General features: G+C 70.7%; 17 protein-coding genes. 6 read left to right on the top strand and 11 right to left on the bottom strand.

Annotation, left to right across the window (positions count from 1 at the left end):
* Positions 1 to 29: 29 nt before the first annotated feature.
* Complete coding sequence (ubiG, locus tag K7957_RS19450) at positions 30 to 782, top strand: bifunctional 2-polyprenyl-6-hydroxyphenol methylase/3-demethylubiquinol 3-O-methyltransferase UbiG (RefSeq protein WP_223014438.1); 753 nt, start codon at positions 30 to 32, stop codon at positions 780 to 782.
* Positions 783 to 954: 172 nt separating this feature from the next.
* Here ubiG and K7957_RS19445 read toward each other — a convergent pair whose 3' ends face one another.
* Positions 955 to 1188 (bottom strand): hypothetical protein, encoded by a 234-nt coding sequence (locus tag K7957_RS19445; RefSeq protein WP_223014436.1) that lies wholly within the window; start codon positions 1186 to 1188, stop codon positions 955 to 957.
* 101 nt (positions 1189 to 1289) lie between these two features.
* Here K7957_RS19445 and K7957_RS19440 point away from each other — a divergent pair, with 101 nt between their 5' ends.
* Positions 1290 to 3116: an ABCB family ABC transporter ATP-binding protein/permease gene (locus K7957_RS19440; protein WP_223014434.1), complete on the top strand. Its 1827-nt coding sequence runs from the start codon at positions 1290 to 1292 to the stop codon at positions 3114 to 3116.
* A gap of 39 nt (positions 3117 to 3155) precedes the next feature.
* Here the strand turns inward: K7957_RS19440 and K7957_RS19435 are convergent, their stop codons facing one another.
* The 6 genes from K7957_RS19435 to K7957_RS20715 all read right to left on the bottom strand — a co-directional run bounded on the left by K7957_RS19435 (position 3156) and on the right by K7957_RS20715 (position 7087).
* Positions 3156 to 3479: a hypothetical protein gene (locus K7957_RS19435; protein ID WP_223014432.1), complete on the bottom strand. Its 324-nt coding sequence runs from the start codon at positions 3477 to 3479 to the stop codon at positions 3156 to 3158.
* 13 nt (positions 3480 to 3492) lie between these two features.
* A complete protein-coding gene (locus K7957_RS19430) occupies positions 3493 to 3828 on the bottom strand; it encodes a D-alanyl-D-alanine carboxypeptidase (RefSeq protein ID WP_223014430.1) in 336 nt (111 codons plus the stop codon).
* Positions 3829 to 3940: 112 nt separating this feature from the next.
* Positions 3941 to 4846 carry a flagellar motor protein MotB gene (locus tag K7957_RS19425; protein ID WP_223014428.1) on the bottom strand — a complete coding sequence of 302 codons (906 nt, stop codon included), beginning with the start codon at positions 4844 to 4846 and terminating at the stop codon, positions 3941 to 3943.
* 20 nt (positions 4847 to 4866) lie between these two features.
* A complete protein-coding gene (gene motA, locus K7957_RS19420; protein ID WP_223014426.1) occupies positions 4867 to 5730 on the bottom strand; it encodes a flagellar motor stator protein MotA in 864 nt (287 codons plus the stop codon).
* Positions 5731 to 5882: 152 nt separating this feature from the next.
* Positions 5883 to 6227: an ATP-dependent Clp protease adapter ClpS gene (clpS, locus tag K7957_RS19415; RefSeq protein ID WP_246617315.1), complete on the bottom strand. Its 345-nt coding sequence runs from the start codon at positions 6225 to 6227 to the stop codon at positions 5883 to 5885.
* Positions 6228 to 6391: 164 nt separating this feature from the next.
* Positions 6392 to 7087, bottom strand: coding sequence for a phasin family protein (locus tag K7957_RS20715; RefSeq protein WP_223014424.1), 696 nt, complete (start codon positions 7085 to 7087; stop codon positions 6392 to 6394).
* A 167-nt stretch (positions 7088 to 7254) separates the two neighbouring features.
* Here K7957_RS20715 and K7957_RS19405 point away from each other — a divergent pair, with 167 nt between their 5' ends.
* Positions 7255 to 8769, top strand: a complete 1515-nt coding sequence (locus K7957_RS19405) for a DHA2 family efflux MFS transporter permease subunit (protein ID WP_223014422.1) — start codon at positions 7255 to 7257, stop codon at positions 8767 to 8769.
* A 144-nt stretch (positions 8770 to 8913) separates the two neighbouring features.
* Here the strand turns inward: K7957_RS19405 and K7957_RS19400 are convergent, their stop codons facing one another.
* Positions 8914 to 9987, bottom strand: a complete 1074-nt coding sequence (locus tag K7957_RS19400; RefSeq protein ID WP_223014420.1) for an NAD-dependent epimerase/dehydratase family protein — start codon at positions 9985 to 9987, stop codon at positions 8914 to 8916.
* Positions 9988 to 10209: 222 nt separating this feature from the next.
* On the opposite strand from K7957_RS19400, the gene clpB reads away from it, so the two are divergent.
* A complete protein-coding gene (gene clpB / locus K7957_RS19395; protein WP_223014417.1) occupies positions 10210 to 12789 on the top strand; it encodes an ATP-dependent chaperone ClpB in 2580 nt (859 codons plus the stop codon).
* A 127-nt stretch (positions 12790 to 12916) separates the two neighbouring features.
* Here the strand turns inward: clpB and K7957_RS19390 are convergent, their stop codons facing one another.
* Entirely contained in the window at positions 12917 to 13720 is an 804-nt protein-coding gene (locus K7957_RS19390) for a glycosyltransferase family 2 protein (protein WP_223014416.1), read from the bottom strand.
* Entirely contained in the window at positions 13720 to 14778 is a 1059-nt protein-coding gene (locus K7957_RS19385; RefSeq protein WP_223014414.1) for a glycosyltransferase, read from the bottom strand. The genes K7957_RS19390 and K7957_RS19385 overlap by 1 nt, the downstream gene beginning before the upstream one ends.
* 56 nt (positions 14779 to 14834) lie before the next feature.
* Here K7957_RS19385 and K7957_RS19380 point away from each other — a divergent pair, with 56 nt between their 5' ends.
* Positions 14835 to 15644, top strand: coding sequence for a glycosyltransferase family A protein (locus K7957_RS19380; protein ID WP_223014411.1), 810 nt, complete (start codon positions 14835 to 14837; stop codon positions 15642 to 15644).
* A gap of 8 nt (positions 15645 to 15652) precedes the next feature.
* A complete protein-coding gene (locus K7957_RS19375; protein WP_223014409.1) occupies positions 15653 to 16633 on the top strand; it encodes a hypothetical protein in 981 nt (326 codons plus the stop codon).
* A gap of 18 nt (positions 16634 to 16651) precedes the next feature.
* Here K7957_RS19375 and K7957_RS19370 read toward each other — a convergent pair whose 3' ends face one another.
* Complete coding sequence (locus K7957_RS19370) at positions 16652 to 18064, bottom strand: efflux transporter outer membrane subunit (protein ID WP_223014407.1); 1413 nt, start codon at positions 18062 to 18064, stop codon at positions 16652 to 16654.
* Positions 18065 to 18179: the final 115 nt, after the last annotated feature.

Raw genomic sequence — 18179 nt, 5'->3', positions numbered from 1 at the left:
GAAGAGGGGCGTCCTGATAGGAAGCGCGCATGACCGACGCAAGCGTAACAACCGCAACCATTTCGCCGCATCACGCCTCGGTGGTGGCGAAGGAAGCGACCCACTTCGGTCGGCTGGCGCGCGACTGGTGGGATCCGGCGGGGTCGTCGGCGATGCTGCACCGGCTCAACCCGGTGCGGCTGCGCTACCTGCGCGCCGCGGTGGATCGCCACTGGGACCTCGACGACCGCGCCTTCGCGCCGCTCGCGGGCAGAAGCGCGCTCGACATGGGGTGCGGCGCCGGACTGTTGGCCGAGCCGTTGGCGCGTCTGGGCGCCGCGGTGACCGCGGTCGACGCTGCCGCGGAGAGCATCGCGGTGGCGCGCGACCACGCGGCGCGGCGCGGCCTCGCGATCGACTATCGTGTCGGCGGGGTGGAGGCCGTAACCGGCGAAACCTTCGACCTGGTCGCCTCGCTCGAGGTGGTCGAGCATGTCGCCGACGCGCGCGCCTTCGTGGCGGGGCTGGCGGGCGCGGTGACGCCCGGCGGGCTGCTGGTGATGAGCACGCCCAATCGCACCTGGCTGTCGCGCGCCGCGCTGGTCGAGGCGGCCGAGGCGCTCGGCAAGATCCCGCGCGGCACGCACGACTGGGACAAGTTCCTCACCCCGGACGAATTGGGCGCGATGATCACGGCCGCGGGATTACAAGTGATCGACGTGACGGGGCTGACGCTTGGGACGAAGGGCTTCGCGCTGGGGAACTCGACCGCGCTCGATTATTTCGTGACTGCCGTGCGGTAGAGGACTTGATCCTCCCCGGCACGGGGGGACCGCCGCGCGCAGCGCGGTGGTGGAGGACGGGGCTCTCCTCAAGCGCACCGGCTCGTATGCGGAAGCTCCCTCCAGCAGCCTGCGGCTGGTCCCCCTCTAACGAGGGGGAAGGATCTGCGACACCGACCGAGCGGACCTCCCCTCACCCCCGCCGCTTGCTCGTCCCACCGCGCTCCACCCATTGTGCCCCGTCGCGCTGGCACGCCGCGCTGACCACGGGGAAGTCGAGATCGGTATTCCGCGCGAGCACGTCGGCCATCGCCGCCTCGCATTGCTGCACCGTGGCGTAATGCGCGGGCGCGATGCGCGCCTCAGCGCAGGCGCTCGCGCCGTCGCCGCAGCCCATGATCGCCATCACGTAGAATACCGCGTCCATCGCCGCCTCCATTCGTCGTGAAAAACGAACGCCGCGGCGCGGCGTTCCGTTTTCGACGGAGCGGTTGACGCTCCCGTTCCGACACACGACATCTGAGCCACATGCCCCCAGACCGCCCCGCCGCCGCCGGCATCGATCGTCCGCTGCTGCCGACGCTTCGCCGCTTCCTCCCCGATCTCTGGCCGAGCGACTCGCCGGGAATGAAGCTGCGCGTCGCGGGCGCGCTCGTGCTGGTGGTCGTCTCCAAGCTGGTGCAGGTCTATGGCGCACCCTTCGCGCTGCAGGGCGCGGTCGACGGCATGGCGGTGCCGACCACGCCGGTGTCGCTGATCGTGCTGCTGGTGGTCGGCTATGCCGCGGCGCGCTTCGGCACCACGTTGTTCGACAATCTGCGCAACACGGTGTTCGAGAAGGTCGGGCAGGAGGCGACGCGGCGGCTGGCGGCGCGCGTCTTCCGCCACCTCCATCGCCTCTCGCTGCGCTTCCATCTCGAGCGGCGCACCGGCGCAGTCACCAAGGTGGTCGAGCGCGGCACCAAGAGCATCGACACGATGCTCTACTTCCTGCTGTTCAACATCGCGCCGACGATCCTCGAGCTGGTGCTCGTGCTGGGCATCTTCCAGGTCAAGTTCGGCTGGCAGCTGGTCGTCGCCACGCTGGCGATGGTGGTGCTGTACATCTGGTTCACGCGCGCCGTCACCGACTGGCGCTCCTCGCTTCGCGAGAAGATGAACGACCTCGACACCGGCGCGGTGGCGCACGCGGTGGACTCGCTGCTCAACTTCGAGACGGTGAAATATTTCGGCGCGGAGGAGCGCGAGGCGCAGCGCTACGACGGCGCGATGCGCTCCTACGCCGAGGCCGCGGTGAAGAGCGAGAACAGCTTGGCGTGGCTCAATATCGGGCAAGCGCTGATCACCAACCTGATGCTCGCCGCGGGCATGGCCTGGGTCGCCTGGGGATGGAGCCAGGGGCGGTTCACCGCGGGCAACGTCGTGCTGGTATCCACGCTGCTGTCGCAGCTGTTCCGCCCGCTCGACCTGCTCGGCATGGTCTATCGCACGATCCGCCAGGGCGTGATCGACATGGGCGCGATGTTCGACCTGATCGACACCCCGCCCGAGGTGGTCGACGCGCCCGACGCGCCCGCGCTGGTGGTGCGCGACGCGCATGTCCGCTTCGAGGACGTGGCGTTCGGCTATGACGCGGGGATGCCGATCCTCAAGGGAATCGACCTCGACGTGCCCGCGGGCACCACCTGTGCGGTGGTCGGCCCCTCGGGCGCGGGCAAGTCGACGCTGGCGCGGCTGCTGTACCGTTTCTACGACGTCGACCGGGGCCGGATCACGATCGACGGGCAGGACATCGCGCGCGTGCGGCAGGACTCGCTGCGCGCGGCGATCGGGATCGTCCCGCAGGACACGGTGCTGTTCAACGACACGATCGGCTACAACATCGCCTACGGCCGCGAGGGTGCGGGCGCGGACGAGGTCGCCGCCGCGGCGCGCGGCGCTGCCATCGCCGGCTTCATCGAGCGCCAGCCCGAGGGCTACAAGACGCGCGTCGGCGAGCGCGGGCTCAAGCTGTCGGGCGGCGAGAAACAGCGCGTCGCGATCGCCCGGACCCTGCTCAAGGACCCGCCGCTGCTGATCCTCGACGAGGCCACCAGCGCGCTCGACAGCCGCACCGAGGGCGAGATCATGGAGACGCTCGCGGTGATCGAGCGCGGGCGTACGACGATCGTGATCGCGCACCGGCTCTCGACCATCGTCCACGCCGACCAGATCGTCGTGCTGGAGGCGGGGCGCGTGGTCGAGCGCGGCAGCCATGCGGCGCTGCTCGCACGCGACGGGCTGTATGCCTCGATGTGGGCACGCCAGGCTGCCGAGAGCGAGGAGGCCGAGGAGGCGCCCGTCGCGGTCGCGTGAGACGGCCCGCTTCCCGGCGCGGGAAGCGGGCCTGTTCCCTCAGCGACGGTGGCGCCGGTCATGCTTGTCGAAGCGCACGCGCGCGCTCAGCGCGTCGTAGCGGCGATCGAGGTCGCGGCGCTCGGACGCTGACAGGCCGTCGCGGCGGTAGCGGCCTTCCAGCGCGACGAGCTGGCGCGACTCCTGCCGCAGCCGGCGCGCCTCGTTGCGGTCGAGCGCGCCCGAGCGGATACCCTGGTCGATGCGCTGGTCGAGCCGCGCCTGGCGCTGGTTGATCGACTGCCACGGCGCCGCGCTGGCGAGCCCCGGCACGACGACGGCGGCGAGCCCGAGCCCGGCGATCACGGTCTTGAGGCGGTTCATGTCACGCTCCTTCTCACTCGGCCGCTGCGTCGCGGCCCGGTGAGGAGAGAGATAGGGCGCGGCCTTCGCGAAACTGTCCCAGCACCGGCCTGAAAGTGTAACCGACTGTCGCGCCATCACGGCCTCCGTTCAGGCTCGCGCCGCGATCTCCATGAGAGCGCGATCGATCTCCCCGTCGTGGCGGATTCGTCGGTCGATCGTTGGCGCGGGCGGAGAAGGTCAGCGTCCGCCCGCTCGCGGCGACGAGGAAGCGCGAGAGCGCGTTGGCGGCGTCGAGCGACCCCGTCTCGGCGGACAGCTCGCCCGCCGGCGGCATGCCCGCGAGACGCCGCGCCAACGTGACGATCATCGCCCACCTGCTCCCGAGGAAGGCGCAGCGAGCCTCGCGGCATCGCGCCGCGCCGCCGGTGGCGTGCACCGCGGAGGCTATGACGACGGCTAGGCGGCGCGACGGTCGCGCGTCAGTCGCCGAAGGTGCCGGCGCGATACAGCAAAGTGATCGCGACGCGGCGGTTACGCGGGTCCTGCGGGTTTTCCGCCACCATCGGCTCGCGGTCGGCGACGCCCTCGATCCGGTTGAAGCGCGACTCGGGAAGGCCGGCGAGCGCGAGCCGGCGACGTGTCGCCTCGGCGCGTCCCGACGAGAGCATCCAGTTGTTCATCGCGCGCGGGTCGCCCCAGGCGAGGCTGTCGGTGTGCCCGCGGATCATGATCGGATTGGGCATGTCCTTGATGCCGCGCGCCACCAGCCCGATCAGCTCGGCCGCCTCGGGCTCGAGCGCGGTCGTGCCGAGCGCGAACATCGAGTAATCGGCGTCGTCGACCAGGTCGATGCGCAGGCCCTGCGGGGTCATCGTGAAGCGGATGTGCTTGGCCAGCCGCGCCAGTTCCTTGGTCTCGGCGATCCGCTTCATCACCTCGTCGCGGAGCTTGGCGAAGTTCTTCGCATCCTCCTTGGTCGTCTGCGCGGCGCTGCGCAGCGAGCCCTTCGGCCCGAAGCCCTTCATCTCGGCGTTCTGCGGCGTCGAGGTGACGATCGCCACCGCGCGGATGTCCGACATGCCGGCCTTGGGGCCCATCTTCATCTTGGAAGTGAGCGACTCGCCGCCGAACAGCCCGTTGCCGCCGATGCCGACGCGCTTCTTGTCGATCAGCGTCGGCGCGAAATAGTCGGCGATGCCCTTGCGCTGCTTCTCGGTGGTGGCGCCGAGCAGCCACAGCAGCAGGAAAAAGGCCATCATCGCGGTCACGAAATCGGCGTAGGCGACCTTCCACGCGCCGCCGTGGTGGCCACCACCGCCCTCGATGTAGATCTTCTTGTAGATGATCTTCGGCGGGACGTTCGCGCCGTGCGGTGCCTTGGCCATGGCTCAGTCGCTCCCCAGCCCTACTTGCCGCGCAGGCCGTCGAACACCTCGGCGAAGCCGGGCTGGTTCTTGTGGTCGATCCCGGAGCGCGCCGCCTCGATCACCAGCGGCTGCGGGTGACCGTGCAGCGAGGCAATGATGATCTGCTTCACGACATGGTAGATCGCGCCGTCGGCCGAGATAACCTGCTGGAGCCGGCTGGCGAGCGGGTTGACGATGCCGTAGGCGAGCAGCACGCCCATGAAGGTGCCGACCAGCGCCGAGCCGATCATCCCGCCCAGCACCGACGGCGGCTTGTCGATCGAGCCCATCGTCTTGACGATGCCGAGCACCGCGGCGACGATGCCCAGCGCCGGCAGCGCGTCGGCGAGGCTCTGCAGCGTGTGGTGCGGCCCCTCGACCTCGTGGTGGTGGGTCTTGATCGCATTGTCCATCACGTCCTCGACCGCGTGGACGTCGAGCGTGCCCGAGGACACCACGACCAGGCGCAGCGTGTCCGCGATCAGGTTGACCAACGTGTGGTCCTTCAGCAGCTTCGGATATTCCGCGAACACCGCGGACGACTTCGGATCCTCGACGTGCGGCTCGAGCGCGATCGGGCCTTCCATGCGGAGCATCTTCATCAGCTTCGACACCAGGAAGATGACGTCGAGATAGTCCTGCTTCTTGTACTTCGGGCCCTTGAAGACCTTGGCGATGCCGCCGCCCATGGCCTTGAGTTCCTTGCCCGAGTTGCCGATGATCAGCGCGCCCGCCGCGGCACCGCCGATGATCAGCATCTCGTGCGGGATCGCCTCGAACACCGGGCCGAGCGCACCGCCGGTGATGGCGAAACCGCCGAACACCATGCCGAGAAGGATAACCAGGCCGATACCCGCGAACATGCGATTCCCCGAAGACAACTAATGTCTGAGGTCGCTGGTTAACCGTGCAGCGGTGGAGAAGTGGTTACCATGCCGGCACTTTAGGGCAGCGTGCAGGGCGGGCGTGGCGACGGCGCCACAGGACGAAGCGCGCCGCCGAGCGAGCTAGGCGCTCAGGCCTTCTCCAGCGTGCACTGCAGCGGGTGCTGATTTTGCCGGGCGAAATCGATCACCTGGCTGACCTTGGTCTCGGCGACCTCGTAGCTGAATACGCCGCAGACGCCGACACCCTTCTGGTGGACGTGGAGCATCACCTGGGTGGCCTGCTCGGTCGACATGCGGAAGAAGCGTTGAAGGCAGAGGACGACGAACTCCATCGGCGTGTAATCGTCGTTGAGCATCAGCACGCGATAGGGGGTCGGCTTCTTGGTGCGTGCGCGCGTGCGCGTCGCCACGCCGAGACCGGTCCCGCCGTTCTCCGCGTCATTGTCCTCACCCACCATGCGGGGGCCGACCATCATCGGAACATCATGCTGCTGCATCGCCACGCGGCGGGATATGGCATCGACTCGGGCGAGGGCAAGCCCGGCGCGCGCGGAAACACCGCCGCGGCGACAGGAGCCGAGCGCGAGCGGGCGGCCGCGTCGCCGCGACCGCCCGCCCGTCCCGGGATCATGCCGTGTCAGGCGACCGACTTGATCTTCTCGGCCGCGAGCGCGAAGCGGTTCTGCAGAGGCTTGGCGACGTCGCCCGCCAGCTTCAGCGTCGCCTCGGTCGAGCGCGAGGCCTCCTTGACCATCGCGTCGAACGCGCCGCGCCAGTAATCGGCCTGGAGCTGCATCAGCTCGGTCGGCGACTTCACGGAGGCGAAGGACTGAACCGTGGTCGCGGTGCTGTCGAAGCGCTCGCGCACGAAGGCCGCGGCCTCATGGCCCATCGCCTCGAGGCCCTGCGCCACGATCCGACCCGATTCGAGCATCGCCTCGACGTTGCCCTTGCCGAAATCGGCCATGTCCTCGGCGACCTTGCGGCCCTTCTCGAGGGTCGAGCGCGCCTGCTCGCCGGTCTTGGCGAACGCCGAGCGGGTCTCTTCCTGTGCCTTGTCGGCGAACGACGTCATCGTGTCAGTCATCTCGCGTTCCTTCGCTGCGATCGGGGCCGCGGCTTCTGCCAGCGGCGTCGTGCCGGCGGTCTCCTCGACCGGCGGCTGGGGCTGCCCGGCGGTGTCATCCGCCGGCAGCGTTGCGGCGCCGGCGATCGCCGGCGCGGGTGACGCCGCGACGGCCAGCGCCGGCGCAGCAGTCGAGGAGGCCGCCGAGGCGGCAGGCTGGGTGCGCTTGGACGCCCGGGTGCGCCGGACCGACGATGTGTCCGTCACGGCAGTCTCCGTCGCGGGTGGGGTGTCATCCACCATCTGGATCGCTCCTCTTGTTGCAGCGCACAATAGTGACAAAGGTCACGACAATCAAGCATTTTTGTGCGCTGCAGCGGACTCGCTGCCGACGCGGTTGATCCGACCGGCCGGGAGGCGCACTAGCGTCCGGGATGAACCTCCTGCCACCGCTGCTTCGCCCTCGCCGCCGCGGCATCGCCTCGGTCAACTCGGAGGTGCGCGATGGCATCGTCCCCGCCGGCGACTCGGTGGCCACCACGGCCGACCATGACGGCGGCGAGCCGCATAACCCGCGCTACCGCACCGTCGCGATGATCATCGCTTGCGCGATGTTCATGGAGAATCTGGACGCCACCGTGCTCGCCACCGCGCTGCCGACGATGGCCCGCGACTTCGCGGTGCGCGCGCCCGAGATGAGCGTCGCGCTCACCTCCTACCTGGTCGCGCTGGCGATGTTCATCCCCGCCTCCGGCATGGTGGCGGACCGGTTCGGCGCCAAGAACGTGTTCCGCGCCGCGATCGGCGTGTTCGTGCTCGGCTCGCTCGCCTGCGGGCTCGCGCCGACGCTGACGACGATGGCGCTGGCGCGCTTCGCGCAGGGGATCGGCGGCGCGATGATGATGCCGGTCGGGCGGCTGGTGCTGCTGCGCTCGGTGGCGAAACGCGACATGGTGTCGGCCATGTCATGGCTGATCATGCCGGCGCTGATCGGCCCGATCATCGGGCCGCCGGTGGGCGGGTTCATCGTCGACTATCTCGACTGGCGCTGGATCTTCTGGCTCAACCTGCCGATCGGCGTCATCGGGATCCTGCTGGTCGGGCGCTTCATCGTCGACGTGCGCGAGCCCTCCGTGCATCGTTTCGACTGGCCCGGCTTCCTACTCTCGGCGGTGGCGCTCGGCTGCCTGTTGTTCGGCTTGGAACTGGCGAGCCGACAGGGGGAGGGCACGCTCGCCGCGACGCTGATCGCGGTCGGCGGGGGCGCGGCCTGGCTGTACTGGCGCCACGCGCGGCGAACGGACCACCCGATCCTCGACTTCTCGCTCATGCGCGTACCGACCTTCCGCCTCTCGGTGCTGGGCGGCTCGCTGACGCGGATCACGCAGGGCGCGCAGCCGTTCCTGCTGCCGCTGCTGCTGCAGCTCGCCTTCGGGCTGAGCGCGGCGGAGAGCGGCTCGATGACGCTCGCCACCGCGATCGGCTCGTTCGGGATGAAGGGGGTGGCGCCGCGGCTGCTGCGCCGTTTCGGGTTCCGCACCAGCCTGGTCTGCCTGGGGCTGCTCGCCACCGCCAGCTACGCGCTGTGCGGGCTGTTCCGCCCAGACTGGCCGTTGCCCGCGATCTTCGCGGTGATGTTGGTGTCGGGCTTCCTGATGTCATTCCAGTTCACCGCCTACAACACCATCGCCTATGACGAGATCGCGAAGGAGCGGATGAGCGCGGCGACGAGCTTCTACTCGACCTTCCAGCAGCTGATGCTGTCGCTCGGCATCTGCGCCGGCGCGACCGCGCTGCACGTGTCGATGGCGGCGGCGGGGCGGACGCGGCCCGACTTCCCGGACTTCACCGCGGCGTTCTGGACGGTGACCGCGATCTCGTTCGGCGCGCTGTTCGTCAACCTGCGCTTCGACCCCAAGGCTGGCGCGGAGATCAGCGGGCGAAGGTGATAGGTGCGTGGAGGTCGGCGGCTACCCATTCCCTTCCCACCCCGGCGCATGCCGGGGTCCAGGTGGGATAGCCGTCGTGAGATCCACCAGCCTCCCTGACTGGACCCCCGGCCTCCGCCGGAGAACAGAAGAGCGCACGCCCCCTCACATCTCTGGCTCGATCCCCCGCGCCAACCGCCCACGCGCATATTCCAGCGCTCGCCTGATACCGTCGTCGAGCGCGATCGTCGGGCGCCAGCCGAGCTCGTCGCGGATGCGCGACGGGTCGCTGTAGCGCTCCGCCACCCCCACCGGCTTGCCCGCGGTGCCGATCACCGGTGCGTCGTAGCCCTCGATCGCCACCATCCGCGCGGCGAGGTCGAGAAAGCGCGTCGGCGTGCCGGTGCCGATGTTGAAGGCGCGCGCGTCGCTCACCCCGCGGCATACCAACACGCAGGCGTCACAGGCGTCGTCGATATGGACGAAGTCGCGCGTCTGCTCGCCCGAGCCCCAGACGCGGACCGGGTCGCGCCGTGCCGCGACGCGCAGCGCGATCGCGGGGAAGGGATAGACCACGTCCTGGTCCTCGCCATAGCCCGAGAAGGGGCGCACCACGCCGACGCTCAGCCCGTATTTCTCGTGCGCGATGCGGCCGAGATACTCGCCCGTCAGCTTGCTCCAGCCATAGGTATAGTCCGGCAGGCCGAGGCGCTTGTCGAACGAGATGTCGTCCTCGCGCAGCGCGCGGCTCTCGCCCGCCTCCTGCAGGTCGATCGGATAGGCCGCGCTCGAGGAGGCGTAGAGGATGCGCTCGGGGCGCGCGACCTTGGCGGCCCAGAGGAAGAAGCTGCTGTCCACCGCGAGGTCGATGCCGACCGCGAGCGGGTCGTTATCGATCACGTTGCGACCGCCGACCACCGAGGCGAGATGGTAGATCTCGTCGAAGCGCGGCAGCCGCGCGAGCCCGAGCGACGGCGTCATGCCCAGCTCGGCCTGCGCCACCGCGACGAGGTCGGCGCGGATCAGCCGCACCTGCTGGTCGAGCCCGAGCAGCTCGTGGCGCTGCACCCCGCCCTCCTCGCCGAGCGGGCGCAGCTGCGGCACCTCCCATTCGGCGGGCGGCTTGCCGGTGGAGAGATCGTCGATGATCCACAATTCATGCCCGCCCTCGCGCGCGAGCCGCGCGACCAAGTGCCGGCCGACGAAGCCGCAGCCGCCGGTGATGAGGATACGCGCCACGTTGGTCTCCTGAGCTGCCGTGCACCACCCCGGCGAACGCCCGGGCCCGGTGGGAAGGCCGCCATGCTGCTCGCCGACGTCCCCCGACTGGACCCCGGCGTCCGCCGGGATGGCCGCGATGTGGCGTGGCCGTGCCATCCCCGCCCAGCGCCCGCAACCCACCCCCTTGTGTTGCCCGAAAGCCACACCCATCTTCAGGCCAACGAACAACAGGGCGTCACGATGAACCTCGAGAAATTCACTGACCGCGCCAAGGGCTTCCTCCAGTCGGCGCAGACCGTCGCGATCCGCATGAGCCACCAGCAGATCACGCCGGAGCATCTCCTCAAAGCCTTGCTCGAGGACGAGCAGGGCATGGCCGCGGGCCTGATCAAGGCGGCGGGGGGCGATGCGCGTCGCGCGGTCAGCGAGACCGACCTCGCGCTCTCCAAGCTGCCGTCGGTCTCCGGCCCGGGCGCGCAGTCCTCGCCCGGCCTCTCCAACGACGCGGTGCGCGTGCTCGATCAGGCCGAGCAGATCGCGCAGAAGGCGGGGGACAGCTATGTCACGGTCGAGCGGCTGCTCGTCGCGCTGGCGCTGAGCCTCAACACCGCCGCGGGCAAGGCGCTCCAGGCGGCCGGCGCGCGCCCCGAGGCGCTCAACCAGGCCATCAACCAGCTGCGCGGCGGCCGTACCGCCGACACCGCCGGCGCGGAGGACCGCTACGACGCACTGAAGAAGTTCGCGCGCGACCTCACCGAGGCGGCGCGCGCGGGCAAGCTCGATCCCGTGATCGGCCGCGACGAGGAGATCCGCCGCACCATCCAGGTGCTGGCGCGCCGCACCAAGAACAACCCGGTCCTGATCGGCGAGCCCGGCGTCGGCAAGACCGCGATCGTCGAGGGGCTGGCGCTGCGCATCGCCAACGGCGACGTGCCCGACGGCCTCAAGGACAAGACGCTGATGGCGCTCGACATGGGCTCGCTGATCGCGGGCGCGAAATATCGCGGCGAGTTCGAGGAGCGCCTCAAGGGCGTGATCGACGAGGTGAAAGGCGCCGAGGGTGCGATCATCCTCTTCATCGACGAGATGCACACGCTGATCGGCGCGGGCAAGTCCGAGGGCGCGATGGACGCGGGCAATCTGCTCAAGCCCGCCCTGGCACGCGGCGAACTCCACTGCGTCGGCGCCACCACGCTCGACGAATATCGCAAGCACGTCGAGAAGGACCCGGCGCTGCAGCGGCGCTTCCAGCCCGTCTTCGTCGGCGAGCCCACGGTCGAGGACACGATCTCGATCCTGCGCGGGCTCAAGGAGAAGTACGAGCTGCACCACGGCGTCCGCATCACCGACGGCGCGTTGGTTTCCGCGGCGACGCTGTCGAATCGCTACATCACCGACCGCTTCCTGCCCGACAAGGCGATCGACCTGATGGACGAGGCCGCCAGTCGCATCCGCATGGAGGTGGAGAGCAAGCCCGAGGAGATCGAGTCGCTCGACCGCCGCATCCTGCGCCTCAAGATCGAGCGCGAGGGATTGAAGCGCGAGACCGACGCCGCCAGCCTCGACCGGCTGGAGACGCTGGAGGACGAGCTCGCCAACCTTGAGCAGCAGTCCGCCGAGCTGACCGCGCGCTGGCAGGCCGAGAAGGACAAGATCGCGGGCGAGGCCAGGCTCAAGGAGCAGCTCGACGCCGCGCGGCTCGAGCTGGAGCAGGCGCAGCGTCAGGGCGACCTCGCCAAGGCGGGCGAGCTCTCCTACGGGCGCATCCCCGCGCTGGAGAAGCAGCTCGCCGAGGCGGCGGGCGCGACCCAGGGCGCGATGCTGCGCGAGGAGGTCACCGCCGACGACATCGCCGGCGTGGTCAGCCGCTGGACCGGCGTGCCGGTCGACCGCATGCTCGAGGGCGAGCGCGAGAAGCTGCTCCGCATGGAGGAGGTGCTGGGGAAGCGCGTGATCGGCCAGGCCGAGGCGGTGCGCGCGGTCGCCACCGCGGTGCGGCGCGCGCGCGCGGGGTTGCAGGACCCCAACCGGCCGCTCGGCTCGTTCCTGTTCCTCGGGCCGACCGGCGTCGGCAAGACCGAGCTGACCAAGGCGCTCGCCGAGTTCCTCTTCGACGATTCGTCCGCGATGGTGCGGATCGACATGAGCGAGTTCATGGAGAAGCACGCGGTCGCGCGCCTGATCGGGGCGCCGCCGGGCTATGTCGGCTATGAGGAGGGCGGCGTGCTCACCGAGGCGGTGCGGCGCCGGCCCTATCAGGTGGTGCTGTTCGACGAGGTGGAGAAGGCGCACGGCGACGTCTTCAACGTGCTGCTCCAGGTGCTCGACGACGGCCGGCTGACCGACGGCCAGGGCCGCACGGTCGACTTCTCGAACACGCTGATCATTCTCACCTCGAACCTGGGCAGCCAGTATCTGGCGAACCTCGACGAGGGGCAGGCGGTCGAGGCGGTCGAGCCGCAGGTGATGGAGGTCGTGCGCGCGCACTTCCGGCCGGAGTTCCTCAACCGGCTCGACGAGGTGATCCTGTTCCACCGGCTGGGGCAGGCGCATATGGGCCCGATCGTCGACATCCAGGTGGCGCGCGTCGGCAAGCTGCTGGCGGAGCGCAAGGTGGCGCTCGAGCTCAGCGACGCGGCGCGGGCGTGGCTCGGGCGGGTCGGCTACGACCCGGTGTACGGCGCGCGCCCGCTCAAACGCGCGGTGCAGCGCTACCTCCAGGACCCGCTCGCCGAGGCGATCCTGCGCGGCGAGGTGAAGGACGGCGCCACGGTGCGCGTCGACGAGGGCGACGGCAGGCTGGTGCTCGAGGTGGTGTGAGGGCTGAGCCTCTCTCCGAGCCGATCCTCCCCAGTACGGGGAGGGGGACCGCCGCGCGTCAGCGCGGTGGTGGAGGGGGTTCTTCGCTCACGAGCCGGCTCGCTCGAGGATAGCCCCTCCGTCAGCGCTACGCGCTGCCACCTCCCCGTGCCGGGGGGGATTGCGTCTGATCCTCCCACGTCTTCTCGCGCAGGTTGAGATGGCCGAGCTTCCGCCGCGCCAGCCGCGGGCCGAGGAAGCGGTAGAAATACCAGTCCTTCGCCGCCGCCGGGGTGAGGTGATACAGAAGTCGCTCCGCCAGCGTCCAGCGCACGCGACGCCGGTCCCCGCGCCGGTCTGACGGGACACACCACAGGTCATAGGGGTAGACCACCCGCCCCTGCTGCACCACGCGCTGCATGATCTCGTGATCCATCAGCACGTACGGCCAGTGGCGCTCGGCATAGCCGCCCGCGGCCAGCAGCGCGGCGGTGCGGAAGGTCTGGCCGAAGCCGCCGGTGTGGGTCTGCTGGGGCCACAAGCGGCTGACCAGCTGGTTGTGCCGCCGTTTGCGCAGCGCCTTCTCCGGATCGAGCGGTACGTCGGTCGCCATCGCGGCTACCACGCGGGGAGCGGCGAGCGCCGCCTCGGCGGTGGCGAGATAGTGCGGCGGGTAGAAGGTGTCGGCGTCGCCGAACGCGACGAAATCTGTGGTGATCGCCGCCATCGCGCGCTCCAGCGCCACGATCTTGCCGGGCCGCGGCTCGCTGAGTTGGACCAGCTCGATCCCGTCGCTCGCGAAGGTGCGCGCGATCGTCGGCGAGGCGTCGGTCGAGCCGTTGTCGACCAGCACTAGGCGGAAGGGCCGCAGCGTCTGCGCCGCCAGGCTGGCGAGCGTGTCGGCGAGATAGGCCTGCTCGTTGAAATAGGCGATCACGACCGTCCAGCGCATCACCCCGCCTCCGCCAGCCGCAGCAGCGTGCGGCACGCCGGCGCGCTCGAGCGCGGCCCATGCGTCGCCAGCACGTGCGCGCGCGCCGCCGCGCCCATCTCCGCCATGCGCCGCTCGTCGCGCAGCAGCGCCGCCACGAGCGGGCGGTAGTCGCGCTCGGTGACGCGCAGCCCGCAGTCGTCCGGCAGCACATCGGCGCCGATCCGGTCGGCGAAGGCCACCACCGGGCGCGCGCACGCCATCGCCTCGGGGATCGCGCGCGGGAAATAGTCGCGCCGCCCGGCGTGGAAGAACAGCCCGGTCTGTGCCAGCAAGTCGGGGACGCGCGCGTGCGGGACATGGCCGAGCCAGTCGATCGCGGGATAACGCCGCCGCATCACCGCCTCCTGCGGCCCGCCACCCGCCACCGCGACGCGGTGCTGGCGCGACAAGGCGCCCACCTCGGCGAAGCTCTTCCACCGCGTCACGCGGCTGACCGAGAGCAGGTCCCAGGCGCGCTCGGCCGGCTGCGGGCGGAATAGCTCGGTGTCGATCGTCTTGGGCAGCCGCTCCATCCGCTCGCGCGGGATCGCGCGGCGGAGCCAGCCGCCCGCCGCCAGCGCTTCCTCCTGCACCGCGCTCTCGGTGAGCAGCAGGCTGGCGTGGGGCACCAGGCGGCTCCAATAGTCGCCGCCGATGATCAGTGCGAAGTTGCGCCGGTCGGGGCGCAGGCAGCGGTCGTAGAGGCGATAGCCCGCGCCGCCGTTGGTGCCGATCAGCACGAACAGGTCGGCCGGGTCGGCGCGCGCCGCCGCCACCAGCGCGTCGCTGTAATGATCGCGCGACGCCGCCCCGCCGCCGCTGCGCGCGAACAGCCGGATCTTGTAGCGCGACCCGATCGGCGCGGGCGGGCGATGCTCGGCCGTCGCCGCGGCGACGCCCCACAACTCGACATCCACCCCCGTGGCGGCTAACAGCGCGGGCATCCGACGGTCGCGATTGTCCCATCGCAGCCACTCCGCCGGATCGGCGACGCCATGGTAGGTCGGATAGGTGAGGACGAAGATGATGCGTGTCATGGGCCCGGGTCGCATGCCCGTACCAGCGCCGACGCGCCCTGCCTAGGTTGAGGCCCGTGAACGATTTTCCCGCTCCCGCTCGCCCCGTGCCCGCCCGTTTCGCGGAGGAGGGCCCGCGCGTCTCCTGCCTGATGGTCACCGCGGACCGCCGCCGCCTGACCGAACGCTCGGTCGACTGCTTCCTGGCGCAGACCTATCCCAACCGCGAGCTGGTGATCGTCGACGACGGCAGCGAGGATTACGCGCCGATCCTCGCACGCGTCCCCGCCGACCGGCTGATCCACCACCGCCTGCCCAAGAACCCGGCGACGACGCTCGGCGAGCTGCGCAACCTCTCGCTCGATCTCGCCCGCGGCGACCTGATGGCGCACTGGGACGACGACGATTGGTTCGCGCCCCAGCGACTGGCGCGCTCGGTCGAGACACTCGGCGACAAGGCCGCGGTCTGGGCCGAGGCGACGCTGATGCACCTCGACGATGCCGCCTGGCTCGATCGCCCCTATCTCAGCTGGTTCAAGGGCGGCGCGCCGAGCACGATCGTCCATCGCCGCCGCGACGACATCCGCTACCCCAAGGAACGCAAGGGCGAGGACAGCACCTTCCGCGACGCCTGGCTACGGCTCGGCACCGCGCTGATCCCGCGCGCCGAGGCGCATCTGCTGATCCGCTGCTTCCACGGCAGCAACACCTGGGATCGCGGCCATTTCGAGCGGCGGCTGGCGCTGCGGCCGGCGCAGATCGTCGAGTGGAAGTTGCGCCAGTGGACCGGCACCACTGCGGGCTATTCCGCCTTCCGGCTGACTCCCGAGCAGCGCCGCGCGTTCGACGCCTATGTCACGCAGTCGCGCGCGCTGGGGCTGTTTTGAGCGAGGCAATGAGCGGGGCGGGCGCGCCGCCCGCCAGCGGGTGGAGGGCGTGGGGCGAGAAGCCGTGGGTGCGCCGCCTCGGCTGGGTCGCGCGGCTGCTGTTCTTCGCCGGCATGGTCACCTGGATGGTGCTCAAGGTGAACGCGATCGGCTGGGGCCAGGTGGCGCGCTCGCTGCCGACGAACCCGCTGTTCTACTTACTGTTCGTCGCCACCTTCCTGGTGCTGCCCGCGTCCGAGATCGTGGTGTTCCGCACCATCTTCGCGCGCCCCCTGCGCGGCGCCTTTCCCGTGCTGGTGCGCAAGCGCATCCTCAACAGCGCGCTGGTCGGCTATTCGGGCGAACTCTACCTGTTCGTCTGGCTGCGCCGCGTGGTCGGGTTGCGCAGCAAGACGATCGCGATCGGGCTCAAGGACAATGCGATCCTCTCGGCGGTGTCGTCGGGGCTGGTGACGCTGCTGCTGCTGCTCGGCTTCGCCGCGGCGGGCAATGGGCGGCGCATCGCGGCGTGGCTCGATCCGGGGCCGGCGCTGCTGATCGCGGGCGGCGTCGGCGCGGTGTTCCTGGTACCGCTGCTGTTCCGCCTGCGCCGCCAGCTGATCGCGATGCCGCTGCCGCTCGCGGCGCGCGTGCTGGCGATCCACGTGGCGCGGATCGCGGGGGTGGTGCTGCTTCAGGCGACGCAATGGGCGGTGGTGCTACCGCAGGAGCCGTGGAGCGTGTGGCTGGTGTTCCTCACCGCGCAGATGGTGATCTCGCGGCTGCCGATCGTGCCCAACCGCGACCTCCTGTTCCTCAGCGCCGCGCTGGAGATGAGCGGCACGATCAACGGCCCGCGCGAGGCGATGGCGGGGTTGCTTCTCGCCGGCGGCGCGCTGACGCAGGGGAGCAACCTGGTGTTCTACCTGCTCACCGCCTTGTGGAAGCAGCCGGAGGTGGAGAGCCGCGAGGCTCTGGCGGTGGCAGAAGAGGAGGAGCGTGCGGTTTAGCTCGCCGCGCGCGCGCTCTCACCGCTCCACCGCCGCCACCTCCGCCGGCGTCCAGCCGCCGCCCATCGCCTGGTACAAAGCGACATAGCTCGTCAGCCGGTCGGCGCGCGCCTGCACCAGCGACAGCTCGGCGGTGAGCAGGGTGCGCTGTGCGTCGAGCTGCTCGAGATAGGCCGAGTAGCCCGCTCGGTAGCGGTTGGTCGCATTCTCCAGCGCGCCGCGCGACGCCGCCGTCTGCGCCGCCAGCGCGTCGGCCTGCTCGCCCGTGCGGCGTACCCCGACGAGCGAGTCGTCCACCTCGCGGAACGCCAGCAGCGCGGCGCGGCGATAGGCATAGGCTGCCTGGTCGCGCCGCGCGGTGGCGACTCGCTCCTGCGCCCGCAGCCGCCCGCCGTCGAAGATCGGCCCCAGCACGCTCGCGCCGAGCGAGAAGATCACCTCGGGCTGGGCCAGTGCGGTGGAGAGGACGAGGTTGCCCGCGCCGGTCAGCGACAGGTTGGGCAGCATCGCGGCGCGCTGACTGTCGAGCGTGCGGTCCGCCGCCACCAGGGTCTGCTCGGCCTGGAAGAGATCGGGGCGGCGGCGCAGCAGCTGCGCGGGCAGCCCGCCGGGCAGCGGCGGCGTCGCGAGTTGGTCGAGCGCCAACCCGCGCGCCACCGCGCGCGGCGAGTCGCCGGTCAGCAGCGCCAGCGCGTTCTCCTGCCGCGCGATCGCCAGCTCGGCGGCGGGGACGAGCTGCTGCGTGCCGGCATATTCCGCCTGTGCCTGGCGGTACTCCAGCCGCGAGGCGTAGCCGGTCTCGTAGCGCCGCCGCGCGATCCGCAGCGCCTCGGCGCGCGCCACCAGCGTCGCGCGCGCGATCGCCAGCCGCTGGTCGAGCGCGCGCAGCGTGACATAGCCCGAGGCGGCGGTGGCGGCGGTGGCGAGCCGCACCGTGTCGCGCGCCGCGGCGGTGGCGAGCAGCTGGGCGCGCGCGGCGCGGCTGGCCTGGCGCAGTCGCCCGAACAGGTCGAGGTCGTAGCTGAGCTGGACGCCGGGCTGCACCGCGGCCGAGCGCGCGGTGGTTCCGAGCGCGCTGATCGACTGGCCCTGCGTCTCGGGCACGGTGCCGCCGAGCTGGGGCAGCAGCTGCGCGCGCGCGAGCGCCTCCGCGGCGCGCGCCTCCTCGACCCGCGCGGCGGCGGCGAGCACGTCGAGGTTGTTGGCGAGCGCGCGCTCGACCAGCGCGGTGAGGACCGGGTCGCCGAAGCCCTGCCACCAGGCCGCGTTCACCGGCGACGCGTCGGGCGCGGTCAGCGCGCTGCGCCACGCCGGCGGCGGCACGACGGAGGCGTCGGGCGGCGCGGCACGGCGCGGTCCGGGCAGCGCGCAGCCCGCGAGGAGGAGCGGGAGGAGGAGCACACGAAGAATGCGGTGGGCGGAGCGACACATGGTCGGTACGCAGGTGGTGCCCGAGCCCTTCTTCGCACTCCCTCCGTCACCCCGGACTTGGTCCGGGATCCACCGCCCCGCATTTTCAACGGCCGGCGCGTGCGCGGCCGGGTGG

Source organism: Sphingomonas yunnanensis (assembly GCF_019898765.1).
GTDB lineage: Bacteria > Pseudomonadota > Alphaproteobacteria > Sphingomonadales > Sphingomonadaceae > Sphingomonas > Sphingomonas yunnanensis.
Note: the sequence above shows the minus strand (reverse complement) of the source record. Positions and strands in the feature narration are given on the sequence as shown.

What these genes read in the sequence shown, in the direction of transcription:
- ubiG (WP_223014438.1), top strand. Translation starts at nt 30, where the DNA reads ATGACCGACGCAAGCGTAACAACCGCAACCATTTCGCCGCATCACGCC.
- K7957_RS19445 (WP_223014436.1), bottom strand. Translation starts at nt 1,188, where the DNA reads ATGGACGCGGTATTCTACGTGATGGCGATCATGGGCTGCGGCGACGGC.
- K7957_RS19440 (WP_223014434.1), top strand. Translation starts at nt 1,290, where the DNA reads ATGCCCCCAGACCGCCCCGCCGCCGCCGGCATCGATCGTCCGCTGCTG.
- K7957_RS19435 (WP_223014432.1), bottom strand. Translation starts at nt 3,479, where the DNA reads ATGAACCGCCTCAAGACCGTGATCGCCGGGCTCGGGCTCGCCGCCGTC.
- K7957_RS19430 (WP_223014430.1), bottom strand. Translation starts at nt 3,828, where the DNA reads ATGATCGTCACGTTGGCGCGGCGTCTCGCGGGCATGCCGCCGGCGGGC.
- K7957_RS19425 (WP_223014428.1), bottom strand. Translation starts at nt 4,846, where the DNA reads ATGGCCAAGGCACCGCACGGCGCGAACGTCCCGCCGAAGATCATCTAC.
- motA (WP_223014426.1), bottom strand. Translation starts at nt 5,730, where the DNA reads ATGTTCGCGGGTATCGGCCTGGTTATCCTTCTCGGCATGGTGTTCGGC.
- clpS (WP_246617315.1), bottom strand. Translation starts at nt 6,227, where the DNA reads ATGGTCGGCCCCCGCATGGTGGGTGAGGACAATGACGCGGAGAACGGC.
- K7957_RS19405 (WP_223014422.1), top strand. Translation starts at nt 7,255, where the DNA reads ATGAACCTCCTGCCACCGCTGCTTCGCCCTCGCCGCCGCGGCATCGCC.
- clpB (WP_223014417.1), top strand. Translation starts at nt 10,210, where the DNA reads ATGAACCTCGAGAAATTCACTGACCGCGCCAAGGGCTTCCTCCAGTCG.
- K7957_RS19390 (WP_223014416.1), bottom strand. Translation starts at nt 13,720, where the DNA reads ATGCGCTGGACGGTCGTGATCGCCTATTTCAACGAGCAGGCCTATCTC.
- K7957_RS19385 (WP_223014414.1), bottom strand. Translation starts at nt 14,778, where the DNA reads ATGACACGCATCATCTTCGTCCTCACCTATCCGACCTACCATGGCGTC.
- K7957_RS19375 (WP_223014409.1), top strand. Translation starts at nt 15,653, where the DNA reads ATGAGCGGGGCGGGCGCGCCGCCCGCCAGCGGGTGGAGGGCGTGGGGC.
- K7957_RS19370 (WP_223014407.1), bottom strand. Translation starts at nt 18,064, where the DNA reads ATGTGTCGCTCCGCCCACCGCATTCTTCGTGTGCTCCTCCTCCCGCTC.